This window comes from Lysinibacillus sp. COL-1, from assembly GCF_059814265.1.
Genome location: NZ_JCAWSJ010000004.1, coordinates 2,786,877 through 2,803,752 on the forward strand (window position 1 = coordinate 2,786,877; position 16,876 = coordinate 2,803,752).

Annotated in this window: 12 protein-coding genes and 1 pseudogene; 2 read left to right on the forward strand and 11 right to left on the reverse strand. The window is 36.6% G+C overall.

Annotated elements, in window-relative coordinates:
• Window positions 1-50: 50 nt before the first annotated feature.
• Together AC6BKE_RS22060 and AC6BKE_RS22065 are read right to left on the reverse strand one after the other, a co-directional pair.
• A complete protein-coding gene (locus AC6BKE_RS22060) occupies window positions 51-635 on the reverse strand; it encodes a hypothetical protein (RefSeq protein ID WP_230593993.1) in 585 nt (194 codons plus the stop codon).
• A gap of 19 nt (window positions 636-654) precedes the next feature.
• Entirely contained in the window at window positions 655-1,458 is an 804-nt protein-coding gene (locus AC6BKE_RS22065; RefSeq protein ID WP_499858047.1) for an RHS repeat domain-containing protein, read from the reverse strand.
• A gap of 331 nt (window positions 1,459-1,789) precedes the next feature.
• On the opposite strand from AC6BKE_RS22065, the gene AC6BKE_RS22070 reads away from it, so the two are divergent.
• Window positions 1,790-2,164 (forward strand): hypothetical protein, encoded by a 375-nt coding sequence (locus AC6BKE_RS22070; RefSeq protein WP_499858048.1) that lies wholly within the window; start codon window positions 1,790-1,792, stop codon window positions 2,162-2,164.
• A 75-nt stretch (window positions 2,165-2,239) separates the two neighbouring features.
• Here the strand turns inward: AC6BKE_RS22070 and AC6BKE_RS22075 are convergent, their stop codons facing one another.
• The 5 genes from AC6BKE_RS22075 to AC6BKE_RS22095 form a co-directional block, all read right to left on the reverse strand.
• Window positions 2,240-2,779 (reverse strand): imm11 family protein, encoded by a 540-nt coding sequence (locus tag AC6BKE_RS22075; protein WP_036128862.1) that lies wholly within the window; start codon window positions 2,777-2,779, stop codon window positions 2,240-2,242.
• A 186-nt stretch (window positions 2,780-2,965) separates the two neighbouring features.
• Window positions 2,966-3,499, reverse strand: a complete 534-nt coding sequence (locus tag AC6BKE_RS22080; protein WP_340835679.1) for an RHS repeat domain-containing protein — start codon at window positions 3,497-3,499, stop codon at window positions 2,966-2,968.
• 129 nt (window positions 3,500-3,628) lie between these two features.
• Window positions 3,629-3,883: a DUF7660 family protein gene (locus AC6BKE_RS22085; RefSeq protein WP_036127392.1), complete on the reverse strand. Its 255-nt coding sequence runs from the start codon at window positions 3,881-3,883 to the stop codon at window positions 3,629-3,631.
• Between the two features lie 33 nt (window positions 3,884-3,916).
• Window positions 3,917-4,498, reverse strand: a complete 582-nt coding sequence (locus AC6BKE_RS22090) for an RHS repeat-associated core domain-containing protein (protein ID WP_340835681.1) — start codon at window positions 4,496-4,498, stop codon at window positions 3,917-3,919.
• 9 nt (window positions 4,499-4,507) lie between these two features.
• Window positions 4,508-5,980, reverse strand: a complete 1,473-nt coding sequence (locus AC6BKE_RS22095) for an RHS repeat domain-containing protein (protein ID WP_499858050.1) — start codon at window positions 5,978-5,980, stop codon at window positions 4,508-4,510.
• On the opposite strand from AC6BKE_RS22095, the pseudogene AC6BKE_RS22100 reads away from it, so the two are divergent.
• Window positions 5,946-6,146: pseudogene (locus tag AC6BKE_RS22100) on the forward strand (IS3 family transposase); the annotation flags it as partial. The gene AC6BKE_RS22095 and the pseudogene AC6BKE_RS22100 overlap by 35 nt on opposite strands.
• Before the next feature lie 185 nt (window positions 6,147-6,331).
• Here the strand turns inward: AC6BKE_RS22100 and AC6BKE_RS22105 are convergent.
• From AC6BKE_RS22105 to AC6BKE_RS22120, 4 genes are all read right to left on the reverse strand, one after another.
• Window positions 6,332-6,958, reverse strand: coding sequence for an Imm43 family immunity protein (locus tag AC6BKE_RS22105; protein ID WP_036124943.1), 627 nt, complete (start codon window positions 6,956-6,958; stop codon window positions 6,332-6,334).
• Between the two features lie 4 nt (window positions 6,959-6,962).
• A complete protein-coding gene (locus AC6BKE_RS22110; RefSeq protein ID WP_499858052.1) occupies window positions 6,963-10,628 on the reverse strand; it encodes a DUF6531 domain-containing protein in 3,666 nt (1,221 codons plus the stop codon).
• Window positions 10,629-10,875: 247 nt separating this feature from the next.
• Entirely contained in the window at window positions 10,876-11,361 is a 486-nt protein-coding gene (locus AC6BKE_RS22115) for a hypothetical protein (RefSeq protein ID WP_155273232.1), read from the reverse strand.
• Window positions 11,362-11,371: 10 nt separating this feature from the next.
• The gene (locus AC6BKE_RS22120; protein ID WP_499858053.1) at window positions 11,372-16,864 is read right to left on the reverse strand and encodes a DUF6531 domain-containing protein; all 5,493 of its coding nucleotides are present in this window, start codon (window positions 16,862-16,864) and stop codon (window positions 11,372-11,374) included.
• Between the last annotated feature and the right edge of the window lie 12 nt (window positions 16,865-16,876).

Here is a 16,876-nt window from a genome sequence, read left to right on the forward strand (position 1 = left end):
TAATTGATACTAATGTATTTCTCTTATTACAATTTTAAGAATATACTGATTCAATCTATCTTTGCCACATTAAAGTTATATTTTTCATCTTCACGTGGATCATTAAATCCTTCAAATTCATTTACTTTTTCAAGAGAAAATAAAAAACCAAAATTTAGACTAGGAAAATCTAATTTCTTCATACGAGCATATCCTTTTATAGATACCGAATACTTACCAGAAGGAACACTGTATCTAAATCCTGAATATAGTGTTTTACCATCTAATGTTTGATAAGATACCTCATCATTTTTTAGAAACTCATTTTTATCAAATTCATAAAATGAACCAATATCTGCAATCCACAATGAATCTTTAACTTCAATATTGAAGTCATGATAAACGAATTTTTCTTCCCATTCATCGTCAAATGACTGATTACAATTTTCAAGTTTGATAATATACTCTATAGAATTTATAGGTAGAAAAGGTATCCAAATACCATTTTCAAGTGAAGCTAAATAACGGTTATGATTATCCTGAAAATTTTTTAAAATTTTTTTTGTCCTAACTTTTTCTTTCTTTAAAAAGTCTTGCAGGACGTCTATTGAAAACAAACAAATTCCGTAACTTCCAGTATCTAGAATTCTATCCATTATAACATCTCCTTTTTTCCTATTTACAAGGTATTTTTCCATTAGAATGTAATTCTTTTAATTTCTCTAAAGCTTCTGCAGGAGTTAAATCTTTGAATAACTTTTCTTTTGTGTATGGTATTTTTAAATAACCTTTAACGTCAATATCTTTGTATGCTTTAGCAGCTTTTTCAAAAAACTCATCTGTTGTACCAGTGAATTTTGAACCATAATAAGGTATTCCATCTTCTATAAGTTTTCTATGCAATTTTTTGTGAAGTTCTGCCGTTCCAGCTCCTTCATCTGGATACCAAGAAATGGAATGAATTTGACTTAACTCTGAAATATCTAAAGCCTTGGCTATTGATCTTGGCATCAAATGATGTCCCATGCCAGTATCCAATAAATCTGAATATAAGCCAAATTTATCTATATTATTATTTGTATCCCTGACATAACCATACAGAGTTGGATTCCCACCCGCAAGTCCAATCGGGTCAATTTGGCTATAATTCCCTTGCACCGGATCGTAGTATCGGAATCGGTTATAATACAAGCCAATTTCTACATCTTCATACTGCCCCTGATACCTAAATGGAATGAAATCCTTTTCACCAGTGAACTCTTTCACTCGTCCATAAACATCAAGCTCTGCCGACCAAACTTTATTACCTTGCTCATCATAGGCTTCAACAGGCGTTCCAAGATAATCACTAATAATACTGTAATGACCTTCACTTGTGATTTTTGCAGAAGGGACAAACCCTTCATTAAATACCCATGTCACTAGATTATCTGCGATATCGGCATCTGTCTGCGAGGCATTCTCCACTGAATTTTCCAATGTATCAGAATTATCCTGTGACAAATACTTATGCAGAATCGTATTTCCATCCCATACGAATTCGTCAAAGCTCGACAGATATTATCCATAAAATTGTTTATTTAAATTAACTGTATTATCTAATATTCATATGGTAAAATTAAACAAAAAAATATTGGAGGAATAATAAAATGATGCCTTTTGAAGAGAACATGAGAATTTGGAATGACACCTTAGAGGAAATTAGTCATCCTATTTATAAATCTATTTAAATAACTTTCATACAGATATGATTCAAGAAATTTCCTTTAACATCAAAGCTGGTATTGTTCAAAAGGATTTCGATTCAATTATGAATTATTCATTAAAATACATTTTACAATCTCTTTTCATTCAAATTAAAAAGTCAAAAGAATTCGAATTAATGGAATTAGTTTTTGAAGATAAAGTATGCGATGAGTTTGAAAAGCTACTTCTTATGGATGCTATTGATATTTCTTACCATATAGATGATTTTATTACCGAGAAAGAAATGGAGGAAGAAGGTATTAGTGTGGACGACTTAGATAACTTTCTTAATATCATTGTGAATTTTAATGAAAAGCAGTTTGCAATATTAAAACTTACTAACTCTGTCTGTGAGCTAGGAGAATTAGCTTTTCTAAATCTTGACACTTCAGATACATTCATTAATGGTAACCATTATAGTGACTATGAAGAGAAATAATTCTCTTCATAGTACTGAGGAAATTCATATTATGAAATAAGAGTATGTTTAAAATATGCTATTCGTTTATTAGAGTTAAAGTCCTGTCCCTACTTTCATAAAACGCAATCCGTTAATTCCATTTTTTTCTATAAAATCTTTAAAATTTTGTGTACAGAAATAAAAGTTGTTAATTCTAATATCTCTAAAAATAGTTTCATTTTCTATTTTTTCTAAATTAAATGTAATGTTTTCACCTCGCAACATTGCAAGAGATTCTTGCATATCTAAACCATCAAAATTAATTGCTGTTAAAACATTTGTTATATTTATATATATATAATCCTCTGAAATACCTTTGATTTTTATGGGGAGGGTTTCTGTAATTTCTGAAAATTCATCAATAAAAAACTTTTCGAATTTCTTTTTTACTATTAATGTAGCTCCATAACAACGTGAATCAAAATCTAACAATTTTCCTCTATTCAGTTTATCTTCTGAAATACCAAATATCTCTGCGTTCCAATCCAGAGTAATTTTTTGCCCTGTAAAAGTTGAAAAAAGACGAACATAGTCCTTATTTAAAAAGGTTAAATCTTTAAAAACATCATCATTTACAAATCTATATACATTCATTTACAAAACTCCATTTACCAAATATTAACATTAAATAATAAATCCTCCCTAATATTTTCTGGATCAGCTAATACTGCTTCTTTTGCTTTTGCTCCACCAAAACGTTCTGCAGACTCCAACCTATCAGCAACATTTCTAAAATAATCATTAGTATGGATTATTCTATGATAAGCACCAGGTTATATACTATTTGGATCCATGTTTTAAATAAATCCCATTATCTGCACTATTGACATCAATCTTATGCCTTTCTAGAATATCCCTAGCTCTTTGAGCATTTGGATTTGAATGGTCCCCCGCCACAATATGATGAGCTGCTGAACCTTTATACTTATGCCAAGCACGTTTCATGTACCCTTCATTCTTTCTTAACTCACGATTAGCTTTGTTCATATTTTTCTTTAACTCTTTAGTACAAGAAAGACCAAAAATATCTATTGAGTTATTTGTATCTTGTACATAGCCATATAAGACCAAACCTCCATTAAGCCCAATTGGATCCTTTTGCGTATACATACCCTCAATTGGTGAATAATATCTAAATCTGTTGTAGTAAAGGCCAGTTTCTTCATCCTCGTATTGCCCTTGATATCGGAATGGTATAAAATTCTTGTCACAGGTAAACTCTTTTGACTGACCATAAATATCTAACTCATTGGACCAAACCTTATTACCATCAGTATCGTAGGCTTCAGAAGGTGTACCTAGATAATCACTAATAAGGCTTCTTCAACTAATCAATCGATCTAATAAATTCCTTAAATTGATATATTATTTACACCGCACTCATCAATTTAAAGTCTTTCCATACAAATTTCACATAACTAATTCTTTTTTAGCGTGGGCCTTTTATTCATATATCTTACCTACATATAGCATAATAGATAATAGTTTCCAGTCAATATTTTTAGGAGTATCTAAACCAGAATTTTCATAAAATCCTTCCATATCTTCCATCCATCCCTCAATGGCTTGAAGAAATAAATCTATAGATTTATTCTCCCATTCATCTATATTTTTTTTATAATCCGCTGATAATAAATTTACAAATTCTAAGAATTGTTGCTTGTTTGATACGTTTTCAATTTTGTTATACCAATCCATATTATTCACACCTCTCTATTTCAACTATTGACTCTATTTTTTCCTACAAATCACCTGTCTAGATCCATCTTCCCTCTTTAAAACAATTGATGTTCCACCATTTTTTGTTGACATTTTAAACCATTGATTCTTCACTTGTTTTTTACTTGCCCAGTTTACTGGAATTTCATCAATACCTGCGAGTCTAAATGCTGCGAGTCTTCTATGATCCAACGTCCATATTTTACCGTCTGTATCCTTCCAAACATTAACTGTAGGTAAGTCACTTACTTTAAGTGAACCATTCTTTAATGATTCAGCATTTTCTAAAACTGTAAATGCACCCGTACTATTCTTGATATTACTCTGCATAAAATGAATTTCATTTGGATCTAACGAAAGAGGTTTATTTCCTGATAACTCAGCAAAATTAAATTTAGGTTTTGGCTTTAATCCAAATGGATCATTTATAGCATTCGTATCACTAACATACCCATAAAGCGTAGGATTCCCACCCGCAAGTCCAATCGGATCTATTTGAGTATAATTCCCTTGTTCTGGGTCGTAGTATCGGAATCGGTTATAATACAATCCAATTTCAACATCCTCATACTGCCCTTGATAACGGAATGGAATAAAGTCTTTCTAACCTGTAAATTCATTCACTTCACCATAAATATCAAGCTCAGCTGACCAAACCTTATTTCCTTCTTCATCATAGGCTTCTACAGGCGTTCCAAGATAATCACTAACAATACTGTAGTTACCTTCACTCGTGATTTTAGCTGAAGGTACGAACCCATCATTGAACACCCATGTAACTAGATTATCATTTTCTAGTTCAGTTGAATCATTCTCTGAGAAACACTCATGTAAGATAGTATTCCCATCCCAAACGAAACTTGTTGTCTTTTCTTCAGAACACTTCTCTATCCGTCTACCTAGCGAGTCATACTTGAAAGTAACTTCTGTGATGTCTGGTCGGATGACCTTCGCCATCATGCCATTGCCGTTATATTCGTACTTCCACGTATCACCGTTCTTCTCAACTTTCTGAATCAGATTACCTTCATCATCATAAGAGAATGTTGCCTCTCTCGTTTCAAGCAATCTACTTCCGGCACCATAGACACGATCGGTCTTTTCTTTCGTTTCATACAAATTTCCGACATCATCGACATTGCGGTGTAAAAAGTCAAATTGATCGCCTTGATTGGACCAGACGAGGTTACTAAACTCATCATAACCATAGGTAACTTTTACACCTGTTAACTCGTTTACCATGCTTCGTAAGCGATGATTGACGTCCCAATTATACACGCGTCTTCGTGTATCTCGGTTTTGACTACTTATTCGATGGTGTATAGGTCTACCTGTCACATCATACTGCCATTTACTGATGACATCTCCTGGTAGGATTCTTTCAATCTCTTGACCGAGTTCATTGTACTGCATTGATGCTGTCCAATGCGCTTGCTCTGAGCTAGAGGCTGTGATTTGTGATACATCTCCCATTTCATTGCGAGCGACATCGATTTTTGCACCTAAGCTACTTGTAATCTGGGAACGGTTGCCTAATTCATCATAACTACTCGCAATCCAATGGTCATTCTGCCACTCTTTGATCACTTGTCCAGATGAATCTCGCTCGAACTTTACTGTCACATGCTCATTTTCAGTTTGAATTAACGACCCATTTTTGTCATAGCCAAACGTTTCCCAAGTATCATCATAATAATCAGCACGGATGACATTCCCTAGACCATCATGCTGATATGTTGTCCAACGATCACCCGGTCGTTGAATTCTCTGAACCAATCCGGCTAGACTTCGCTCATACGTTCTTTCAATCTCATCAAAGCCGATTTCCTTGATGATATTCCCTTTCGTATCGCGTTCAAACTGATACGCTTCGCCTTTTTCATTGATGACAGCGTTTAACTGCTCTTCTGTATCATAGGTGAAATTGACTTTCTTCCCACCTTGTTCTCGAGCCTTCAAACTGCCGAGAATGGTGTAATCAAAGGCTACTTGCGTATGGTTATCTTTCGCAAAAACAATATCTTCATAGGCATTGTACTTCAATTGTACGTCGTTACCATCTAATTTCTTTGGCATTTTGAAGTTAGAATTTCTATACCTTACAAAGCTTGAAAGTGTAGCACATTTTAAAATTGAATTAGAAAAATACATAACATATTAGAATACAAAACGAATTAAGGGCCACGTTAAAAGACATGAGTCCGATACAAAATATCGAACTCATGCCCAAACCTCTACATAATGAAATAACTCTGTCTAACATTTGAAGGTCACTTCATTACCATGGGGAATTTTACTATTTTTTTGCTATGCTTACTGAACTAAAAGTCGCTATCGAATAATTCAATATAATGCAGACCGTTTTATAGTTTGTTTATATCAATAATTTCTATTTTCCGAATCGAAATAATAAAAAATAGTGTTTATTTACAATATAGATTGTAGATAGTTAGGCACTGAATCTAAGTCCATAAATTGAATCCCTTTAAGATTATCTTTTTCACACAATGATTTAAATCTCTCTGAACAAAACAGGTACCTTCCCAGTTTTAAATCGCTTAATTGAAATAAATCAAGATCAGTGTCTTTTATCACCAACTTTATATACTTATCAACGAAACTTCCACCAACTTTTAATTTTGCATTACTTGGAACTTCTCTTGTAAGGTACTCAGATTTATCATAATCAACTAATGAATGTCTTTTAATACATTTAATAAAGAAAAATAAATCTTTTACTTTTGGTTTACCTTTTGTACTAACAACATGTAAATTAGCTATACCATAATCCTGTAATATATTTACTTGATCCATTGAAGATAAAAATTTTTCAGAGATTACATGACCAAAGAAATTTTCGTAGTAGTCAAATTGAACTTTGCTTCTCGTTATTAACCAAAGTTCTTTTGGGAAATCCATTTGTTCAATAAAAGGTCGATTCCAATTATAGCTCATTCCTTCGTCATATTTCTCATCAGTATAGCTTTCGTGCAAAACACCATCTAAATAGATGGGGGAATTTGCACTATCATTGACTAACATAAAATATTTCATAAAATTACCCCAATCGTTTACAAGTTGGATATTTTTTTGATGGTACATAATCTTTACTAAAATGTCCTGTTTGCAGTTGATTTTTAAGTTGCATTTGCAGTTTACGTACTTTTGTTCTAGCTTGTTTTTCATTTATAAAACCATCATCAAATTCTTCATATATAGTGGCTACTCTGTTCATTACATTCTTATTATAAGCACTATGAGAAGTATTATGAATAAAATCAAATGTACTACCTTTTAAAGTATCCGGATTACTAGGAATCATCATACCATTAAAAGCTTGATCTCTTAAACCTCCAATACCAATATCATTGAAAAATGTTTGATATTGCTTCCAAACATTTGTCGGAATCACATGATGAGCCTGAAAACCTGTAAAGTTTCTCCCTTTAAAACCTTTTTGAACATTACCTGAGAGTATTGTACTTGGCGCTCTCGATAATCCAAATGGATCAATACAACTATTTGTATCACTTACATATCCATATAGTGTAGGATTGTTTCCTGCAAGTCCTATAGGGTCTTGTTGGATATAAACCCCTTCGTTCGGCGAGTAATATCGGAATCGGTTGTAGTACAAGTCTGTTTCCTCATCCATATACTGTCCCTGAAAACGGAATGGAATGAAACCTTTATATCCTGTAAGTTCCTTACCTTGTCCATAGATGTTAAGTTCTATAGACCAGACTTGGTTTCCTTCCTCATCGTACGCCTCTACAGGAGTACCTTGATAATCACTGATAATACTAAAGTTACCTTCATTGGTAATTTTAGCTGATGGTGTAAGTGAATTATCTTCATACACCCATGTTACGAGATTTCCCTGTTGGTTTGTATTCGCATCTTGGGTACTTATCGTACTTGCCTTTACTACCCACTCATGTAAAGTCGTATTGCCATCCCAGACAAAGTGAGTCGCTTTTCCTTCACAATTTTTTTCCACACGTCTACCAAGTGGATCGTATTTGAAAGTAATCACTTTGTTTAAAGTTGAATTGTTCTTTGATAAGAACACAACCTTTGACATCATCCCATTACCATCGTATTCGTACTCCCACGCATCACCAGTTCTTTCAACTTTCTGAATCAGATTACCTTCATCATCATAAGAGAATGTTGCCTCTTTCGTTTCAAGCAATCTACTTCCGACACCATAGACACGATCTGTCTTTTCTTTTGTTTCATACAGATTCCCGACATCATCGACACTGCGGTGTAAGAAGTCAAATTGACCGCCCTGATTGGACCAAACTAGGTTACTGAATTCATCGTAACCATAGGTCATTTGTACACCCGTTAACTCATTTACCTTGCTTCGTAAGCGATTATTGGCATCCCAATTGTACACTCGTCTTCGTGTTTGACGATTTTGACTACATATTCGATGCTGTGTCGGTCTACCAGTTACATCATATTTCCATTTACTAACGACATCCCCTGGTAGGATTTTCTCAATCTCTTGTCCAAGAGCATTGTACTGAATCGTTGCTGTCCAATGGTCTTGAACTGAGCGAGAAGCTGTAATTTGCGACACATTTCCAATTTCATTACGAGCGACATCGATGTTTGCACCTAAGCTACTTGTAATTTGTGAGCGATTACCTATTTCATCATAGCTACTTCCAATCCAATGGTCATTTTGCCACTCCTTGATTACTTGTCCAGATTGGTCTCGCTCAAACTTTACAGTCACATGTTCATTTTCAGTCTCAATTAACGAACCATTTTTGTCATAGCCAAACGTTTCCCAAGTGTCATCGTAATAATCAGCACGAATTATATTTCCTAGGCCGTCATGCTGATACGCTGTCCAACGATTACCTGGACGTTGAATCCTTTGAACCAATCCTGCTGGACTTCGCTCATACGTTCTTTCAACCTCATCAAAGCCAATTTCCTTGATGATATTCCCTTTCGCATCACGTTCAAACTGATACGTTTCGCCTCTTTCGTTGATCACAGCGTTTAACTGCTCCTCTGTATCATAGGTGAATTTGACTTTCTTCCCACCCTGTTCTCGAGAAATTAAACTGCCAAGAATGGTGTAATCAAAGGCTACTTGCGTATGGTTATCCCTTGCAATAACAATATCGTCATAGGCATTGTACTTTAATTGAACGTCGTTTCCATCTGAAAGATTTGCCCGTACAAGGCGATTCAAGTTATCGTAACGGAATTTTTCTGTAGCCCCTAGCGGATTGGTCGTTGATGTACAGTTACCACGACGGTCATATGTCCATGTGGAACTCGTCCCGTCTGGCAATGTCACCTGACTCAGGTTTAGATCAGCATCATAAGCTAAGCTTACCACATGACCTTGCGCATTTGTCACTGTTTCAATCAAACGATGCTCATTATAGGAAAATTCCGTTTTTGTATCATCCTCTAAAATAGTTGCCTGTAATGTACCGTCCTCATTATAGATCCATTGACGACTTCCACCCTCTGCGTTCACTGCTTGAATCAATCGATTCTTGTCATCATGCAGCGAGGATAATGTACTGCCATCTGCAAAAGTCACCTTTATAGGGTTTGCCCATTCATCATAGCTGAATGTTGTTGTGCGGCCATCTTCATCTACTTCTTGCAGTAATTCAAAGTCCTCATTATAGTCATAGCTGATCTCACTACCATCTGGATGAACAATTTTCGTACAGAGATTATCTTCATTAAAATAATAATAACTTTTATGGCCTAAGCTATTTGTAATTTCGTTATAGCCCTCGTGATATGTAAGCTCACCTGCAAGAACATTGCCATCTCCCCATGTTTTGACTACTCGTGCACCTGTAGTTGGGCCATCATAGCGCCAGAAGAAGCTATTTTTATTGCGATCTGTTTTTTGCATCATTAAGTGATTAACATATTTAATATGCGTACTTTGCCCTAACGCATCTTGGATTTCGATTAAATCTTGTCCATCATTGTAAACGTAACGAACTAAGACTTCACGGCTCATCTGGTTGCGTAAAGCAACCTCTGTCATTCTGCCTACCTCATTGGTCGTAACCTCAAGCACTCTACCAGCACTGTCGGTTACTTGGGATAGGAAGCCTTTAAGGTTATAGGCAAATTGAATATGATGCGCTTGCTCATTTCTTACTTCTTTTAATCGGTATGTTGTTTCTGTTACTTGTTCAAATACATAAATCAATCGTGTATCATGCTCAAATAGATGATACTCCTCACCTGTATTTGTTAAGGTCATTCTTTCACGTTTGTTAAAATACGGCAAGTTTATTGGTAAAATTGGAAATCTAACAGCGCGACCATCCGTCACAACAATCCCAATCAGGTCATCTTCTTCAAATATCTCTAAGGCTAGATCGTATGTAAAGTGCATACCATGACCTGTTAAGCCAATCCGACTGCTATCACTGTACCAAGCGCGTTCCCATGACAGTGGGATAGGTCCAGGTAGTTCGAAATCGACACCTTCATAAATCATACGCCCTGTGATTAAATCAACAGGTTCAAAGCCTCTTTTACAGAACTTTTTACTTAAGCCTTGTGTACAATTAAATTTCTTTAATACTCCATGATTAAATTTCGTTAGCCCAGCTTTCGCCATAGCTTTCATACCGTCTACTGCCTTCGACGCAGCGAGCAATTCATCCATCGAAGAAATGACTTTATCTGCGGCCGTCTTCACAGCTTTAGAACTCATGCCGTGCTCATTAAAGCAGCCCTTCTGTCACAGAGGACAAAAGGGCATACCATAACAAGGACTTATTAACATTCAAATATTACGCGTAGCTCTTTTCAGCCTCTCTGGATCGTATTAAGGGAAATTTGTTTCATGATATCAATATCCGCTGTATTCGTGCTTATACATACGAAATTTCGCAAAGACATGTTACTAATCTACTAATCCTTTGTATTTGAATCCCCAATCATAGGAAACGCTCCTTTTTTCACTCCTCAATGTTGTTAGAATGAAATCTCTCAAGATTTTCAAGTAAATAAAAATCTACTAGATTGGTACCATCATATCCAGTTTCTATCAATACTTTTTGTAATTGATGCAATAGCTTGAGCCACTCTTTTATAAATAATTCAGTTTTCATCATGATACTTCTATAGTTTTCACGACTATCCCAATTAATTTTAATATCACATTTTTCAATTTTACATATCCATGTCTCGAAAAATGCTTGACTTGGGAAAGTTACGACAAACCGTTCCTCTCTTCTTTTTATTGCCTCTAACATTTTAATTACATCGCTTATACCATCAGCTATTTGTGTTCCATAATTGATTCTTAATGACGTATCACACCATTTCATTGTGAAATATTGGTTATTAACATGCCTATTATCCAGTGCTTCAGATATCGTTGTATCTTCTGGATCACGTATTCCAATCTTAAAATTTGGATTGATTATTATTTTAAATTCCACTTTACTCACCTCAATGACATTTAACTTTTGCATGACTATCGTTTCTAATTTCTTCTGCTGTATGATCAATAGGGAATCCATGGAAAGTTCCGTTTCCATTATTTCTTAATCTATAATGTGTTGGTGGATGTGCTTTTGGTGCATTAGAATCACCATTAGGATGAAATACAACACTCTTGCTGTCCGGATTTACCGGGAAGTCCTTGAATCCTCCTGGTTCTAATGTGTCCGCTAATTCACCCGCATATGCTAAATCCTTTTTATTTCCCCATTTTCCATGTGGAAGTTTATCATTATTTGAAGTTATTTGAGCATCCTTGTCTGATAGCTTCAATCCATGCCTTTTCCCTCTTAAATAACCAGGTTCTGGCTTCAAAATTAATCCAAATGGATCAATCTGAATATTTGTATCATACACATACCCATACAATGTTGGATTATTTCCACTTAAACCAATCGGATCCTTCTGTGTATACATCACTTCAGTTGGAGAGTAGTATCGGAATCGATTATAATACAATCCTATTTCTACATCTTCATACTGCCCTTGATAACGGAATGGAATAAAGTCTTTATCACCTGTGAACTCTTTCACTCGCCCATAAATATCAAGTTCTGCTGACCAAATCTTATTACCTTGTTCATCATAGGCTTCAACAGGCGTTCCAAGATAATCACTAATAATACTATAGTTGCCTTCATTCGTAATTTTAGCTGAAGGTACAAACCCATCATTAAACACCCATGTGACTAGATTATCTGGTATTTCTGAGTCGTTCTGTGATGAATACTCATCTATATTTTCAAATGTATCTGAATTATTATGCGAGAAATACTCATGTAGAATAGTATTCCCATCCCATACGAATCTCATAGTTTTCTCGTCAGAGCACTTCTCTATTCGTCTACCAAGCGAGTCATATTTGAAAGTAACTTCTGCGTTGTCTGGTTTGATGACCTTCGACATCATGCCATTGCCATAGTACTCGTACTCCCACGTATCACCGTTCTTCTCAACTTTCTGAATCAGATTACCTTCATCATCATAAGAGAATGTTGCTTCTCTCGTTTCAAGCAATCTACTTCCGGAACCATAGACACGATCTGTCTTTTCTTTTGTTTCATACAAATTCCCGACATCATCGACACTGCGGTGTAAGAAGTCAAATTGACCGCCTTGATTGGACCAGACGAGGTTACTGAATTCATCGTAGCCATAGGTAACTTTTACACCTGTTAACTCGTTTACCATGCTTCGTAAGCGATGATTGACGTCCCAATTATACACGCGTCTTCGTGTATCTCGGTTTTGACTACTTATTCGGTGGTGTGTAGGTCTACCTGTCACATCATACTGCCATTTACTGATGACATCTCCTGGTAGGATTCTTTCAATCTCTTGACCGAGTTCATTGTACTGCATTGATGCTGTCCAATGCGCTTGCTCTGAGCTAGAGGCTGTGATTTGTGATACATCTCCCATTTCATTGCGAGCGACATCGATTTTTGCACCTAAGCTACTTGTAATCTGGGAACGGTTGCCTAATTCATCATAACTACTCGCAATCCAATGGTCATTCTGCCACTCTTTGATCACTTGTCCAGATGAATCTCGCTCGAACTTTACTGTCACATGCTCATTTTCAGTTTGAATTAACGACCCATTTTTGTCATAGCCAAACGTTTCCCAAGTATCATCATAATAATCAGCACGGATGACATTCCCTAGACCATCATGCTGATATGTTGTCCAACGATCACCCGGTCGTTGAATTCTCTGAACCAATCCGGCTAGACTTCGCTCATACGTTCTTTCAACCTCATCAAAGCCAATTTCCTTGATGATATTCCCTTTCGCATCACGTTCAAACTGATACGTTTCGCCTCTTTCGTTGATCACAGCGTTTAACTGCTCCTCTGTATCATAGGTGAATTTGACTTTCTTCCCACCCTGTTCTCGAGAAATTAAACTGCCAAGAATGGTGTAATCAAAGGCTACTTGCGTATGGTTATCCCTTGCAATAACAATATCGTCATAGGCATTGTACTTTAATTGAACGTCGTTTCCATCTGAAAGATTTGCCCGTACAAGGCGATTCAAGTTATCGTAACGGAATTTTTCTGTAGCCCCTAGCGGATTGGTCGTTGATGTACAGTTACCACGACGGTCATATGTCCATGTGGAACTCGTCCCGTCTGGCAATGTCACTTGGCTCAAGTTCAGATCAGCATCATAAGCTAAGCTTACCATATGACCTTGCGCATTTGTCACTGTTTCAATCAAACGATGCTCATTATAGGAAAATTCCGTCTTTGTACCATCCTCTAAAATAGTTGCCTGTAATGTACTGTCCTCATTATAGATCCATTGACGACTTCCACCCTCTGCGTTCACTGCCTGAATCAATCGATCCTTGTCATCATGCAGCGAGGATAATGTACTGCCATCAGCTAAAGTCATCTTTATCGGGTTTGCCCATTCATCATAGCTGAATGTTGTTGTGCGTCCATCTTCATCTACTTCTTGCAGTAATTCAAAGTCCTCATTATAGTCATAGCTGACCTCACTACCATCTGGATGAACAATTTTTGTACAGAGATTATCTTCATTAAAATAGTAATAGCTTTTATGGCCTAAGCTATTTGTAATTTCGTTATAGCCCTCGTGATATGTAAGCTCACCTGCAAGAACATTGCCATCTCCCCATGTTTTGACTACTCGTGCCCCTGTCGTTGGACCATCATAGCGCCAGAAGAAGCTATTTTTATTGCGATCTATTTTTTGCATCATGAGATGATTCACATATTGTATATGCGTACTTTGCCCTAATGCATCTTGGACTTCGATTAAATCTTGGCCATCGTTGTAAACATAGCGAACTAAAACTTCACGACTCATCTGGTTACGTAGGGCGACTTCTGTCATTCTGCCCGCTTCATTGGTCGTAACGTCTAATACTCGCCCTACACTATCCGTTACTTGAGATAAGAAGCCTTTCAGGTTATATGCAAATTGAATATGATGCTCTTGCTCATTTCTTACTTCTTTTAATCGGTATGTTGTCTCTGTTGTTTGTTCAAATACATAAGTCAACCGTGTGTCATGCTCAAATAAATGATATTCCTCACCTGTATTTTTCAGGGTCATTCTATCTTTTTTATTAAAATATGACAAATTTATTGGTAAAATTGGAAATCCTACTGCGCGACCATCTGTCACAACAATCCCAATCAGGTCTTCTTCCTCAAATATCTCTAAGGCTAAATCATATATAAAGTGCATACCATGACCTGACAAGCCAACACGACTACTATCACTGTACCAAGCACGTTCCCATGATAGTGGGATAGGTCCAGGTAGTTCAAAATCGACACCTTCATAAATCATACGCCCTGTGATTAAATCAACAGGTTCAAAGCCCTTTTTACAGAATTTATCACTTAATCCTTTTGTACAATTAAACTTCTTTAATACCCCATGATTAAATTTCGTCAGCTCTGTTTTGGCCATAGCCTTCATACCGTCTACTGCCTTCGAAACGGCAAGTACTTCATCCATCGAGGCGATAACTTTATCCGCGGCTGTCTTCACACCTTTAGAGCCTTTGTTGGCTAACGCCGAAACTGTATCTAGCGTTTGTGATACTTTTGTATAGGCCGCTTTCATCCCTTTTACTGCTTTTGAGGCATCCACTGCCTTATCCGCAGCCTTGGCGGTTTTACTTGCTGCCTCTGCCACTTTTGCGGCTTTATTGACCTTGTAAGCAGTTTTCGCTGCATCGCCCACTATTGGAACTGCGCCCACTAAGTTCATGGCTGCTCCCATATAGTCTCCTCTTGCCAAGCTAATACCTGCATTCGCAATATCTGCAATGGTCCCGATACCTGGAATAAATCCAGCGACATCTAACGCTAAACTAACATTATCAAGCAGCTTACTAAAGAAGCCTTTTTTCTCTTTCTTCTGCTCTGCTTTTTGTGGGAAAATGACGTCCACTTTTGTTGTAGCTTCGATTGCTTCTTCATTTAGCTTCGGTGGTTGGCTTTGCTTCTCCGTACCCTCTTGATCTATGAGTGTACTAATTAACTGTGTGTCAGCTGCAAGGATTACATGACTTTGCTCCTTCGCTGAAATAGCAATCCATTCCTCCGCCTCTACAGATAGCTCTTTCATTCCACTAATTTCAAGTGTTTCATCTGCCGCTAGCATGATGGTACTGTTACTTTGAAATGTTACACCTTCTCCATCATCCATCTTGAGGTCCAAAACGCCATCTACTGCACTAAAGGTAATATCTCCAATACCTAATGTCATATCTTTTCCCGCGTTGGTCGCTAATGATTTCACGGTCGTGTCTGCCATTTTTTTCGTTTGTTTTTGTCCACCTTCAGGTGTGGCTGGATTAACACGTACCGAGCTAATCACAATGGCATCTTCTTCCACAGCACTTGGAAAATGCAATTGGGCACGGGCCCCTTTTTGTGGCATTAAGTACATTACACCGTTAGCATCTGCTGAATAAGCAAACCAGTGCGCTTTTTCTTTCTCCTGTTTTTTATCGATATCTAAATGAATTTTAACGGTGTTTTGCGTGACATCAATAATCTTTCCTGTAAAAGCTGCCCCAATCAAATCTAAATTGCGTACCAATCGTTGGCGAATACTTTTCTCTGGTTGTGCAGTATATTGAAACTTTAATACACCATCATCAAGATGGACTTCTCGAACCGTTATAATATAGGGCCTTCCCTTTAATTGCACCGAAGTGCCTAGCTCAAAGGCCTTTGTGCTTTCAAACTCACAAAATGTATAATCAGCTTCGCTTACATCCGAACCATCATTTTCTGTAATCAACCGATACGTATCGACATCCATACGTAATATGGAAGGAAGATGATCAATCGTTATGCTTTTCCTGCTTTGGGGTGTACCAAACCAGAATCGTGGACCCTTCCCTTTTAGATCAGGAAAAACAACCGCATGTAGATTGGAGGCCATTCTTTTAATAAATGCCCAATCCGTTTCCAAATATTGAATCGCAATATGACCAATGGTTTGACTATTAGAGGCATGGTCAATGTAATCTCCATGAGGATAGACTCCCACAATGTTATCCATTAACTCCACATATGTCATATTTGCATCTTGAAAAGAACGTGAGCGCTTCTCAATATCCAGATTTGCTGTAAATGACACTGCCTCTACTGTGACAGTGTGCACACCTTGAGATGCCTGTAACTCTGCATTTTCAATTCTTCCTGAGAACAATATGCTCTTATCTCGTCCAAATTTAACAACAATCTCATCTGTATGACTAACTCGCTGAATATACTTTTGTGCTTGCTCTTCAGCAATCATTCCGGTAAAGGACAACCTCGCATGATCATTACCTTTATGTTTTATTGTTAGTTTGTCTAAATGAATAAGTGGATAAGGCCATTCGACTACAAGATCCTCATACGTACTAATCATGTGGACTTCTTTTTCTCCTAGCGCTTTCATTGCTTACCTCCT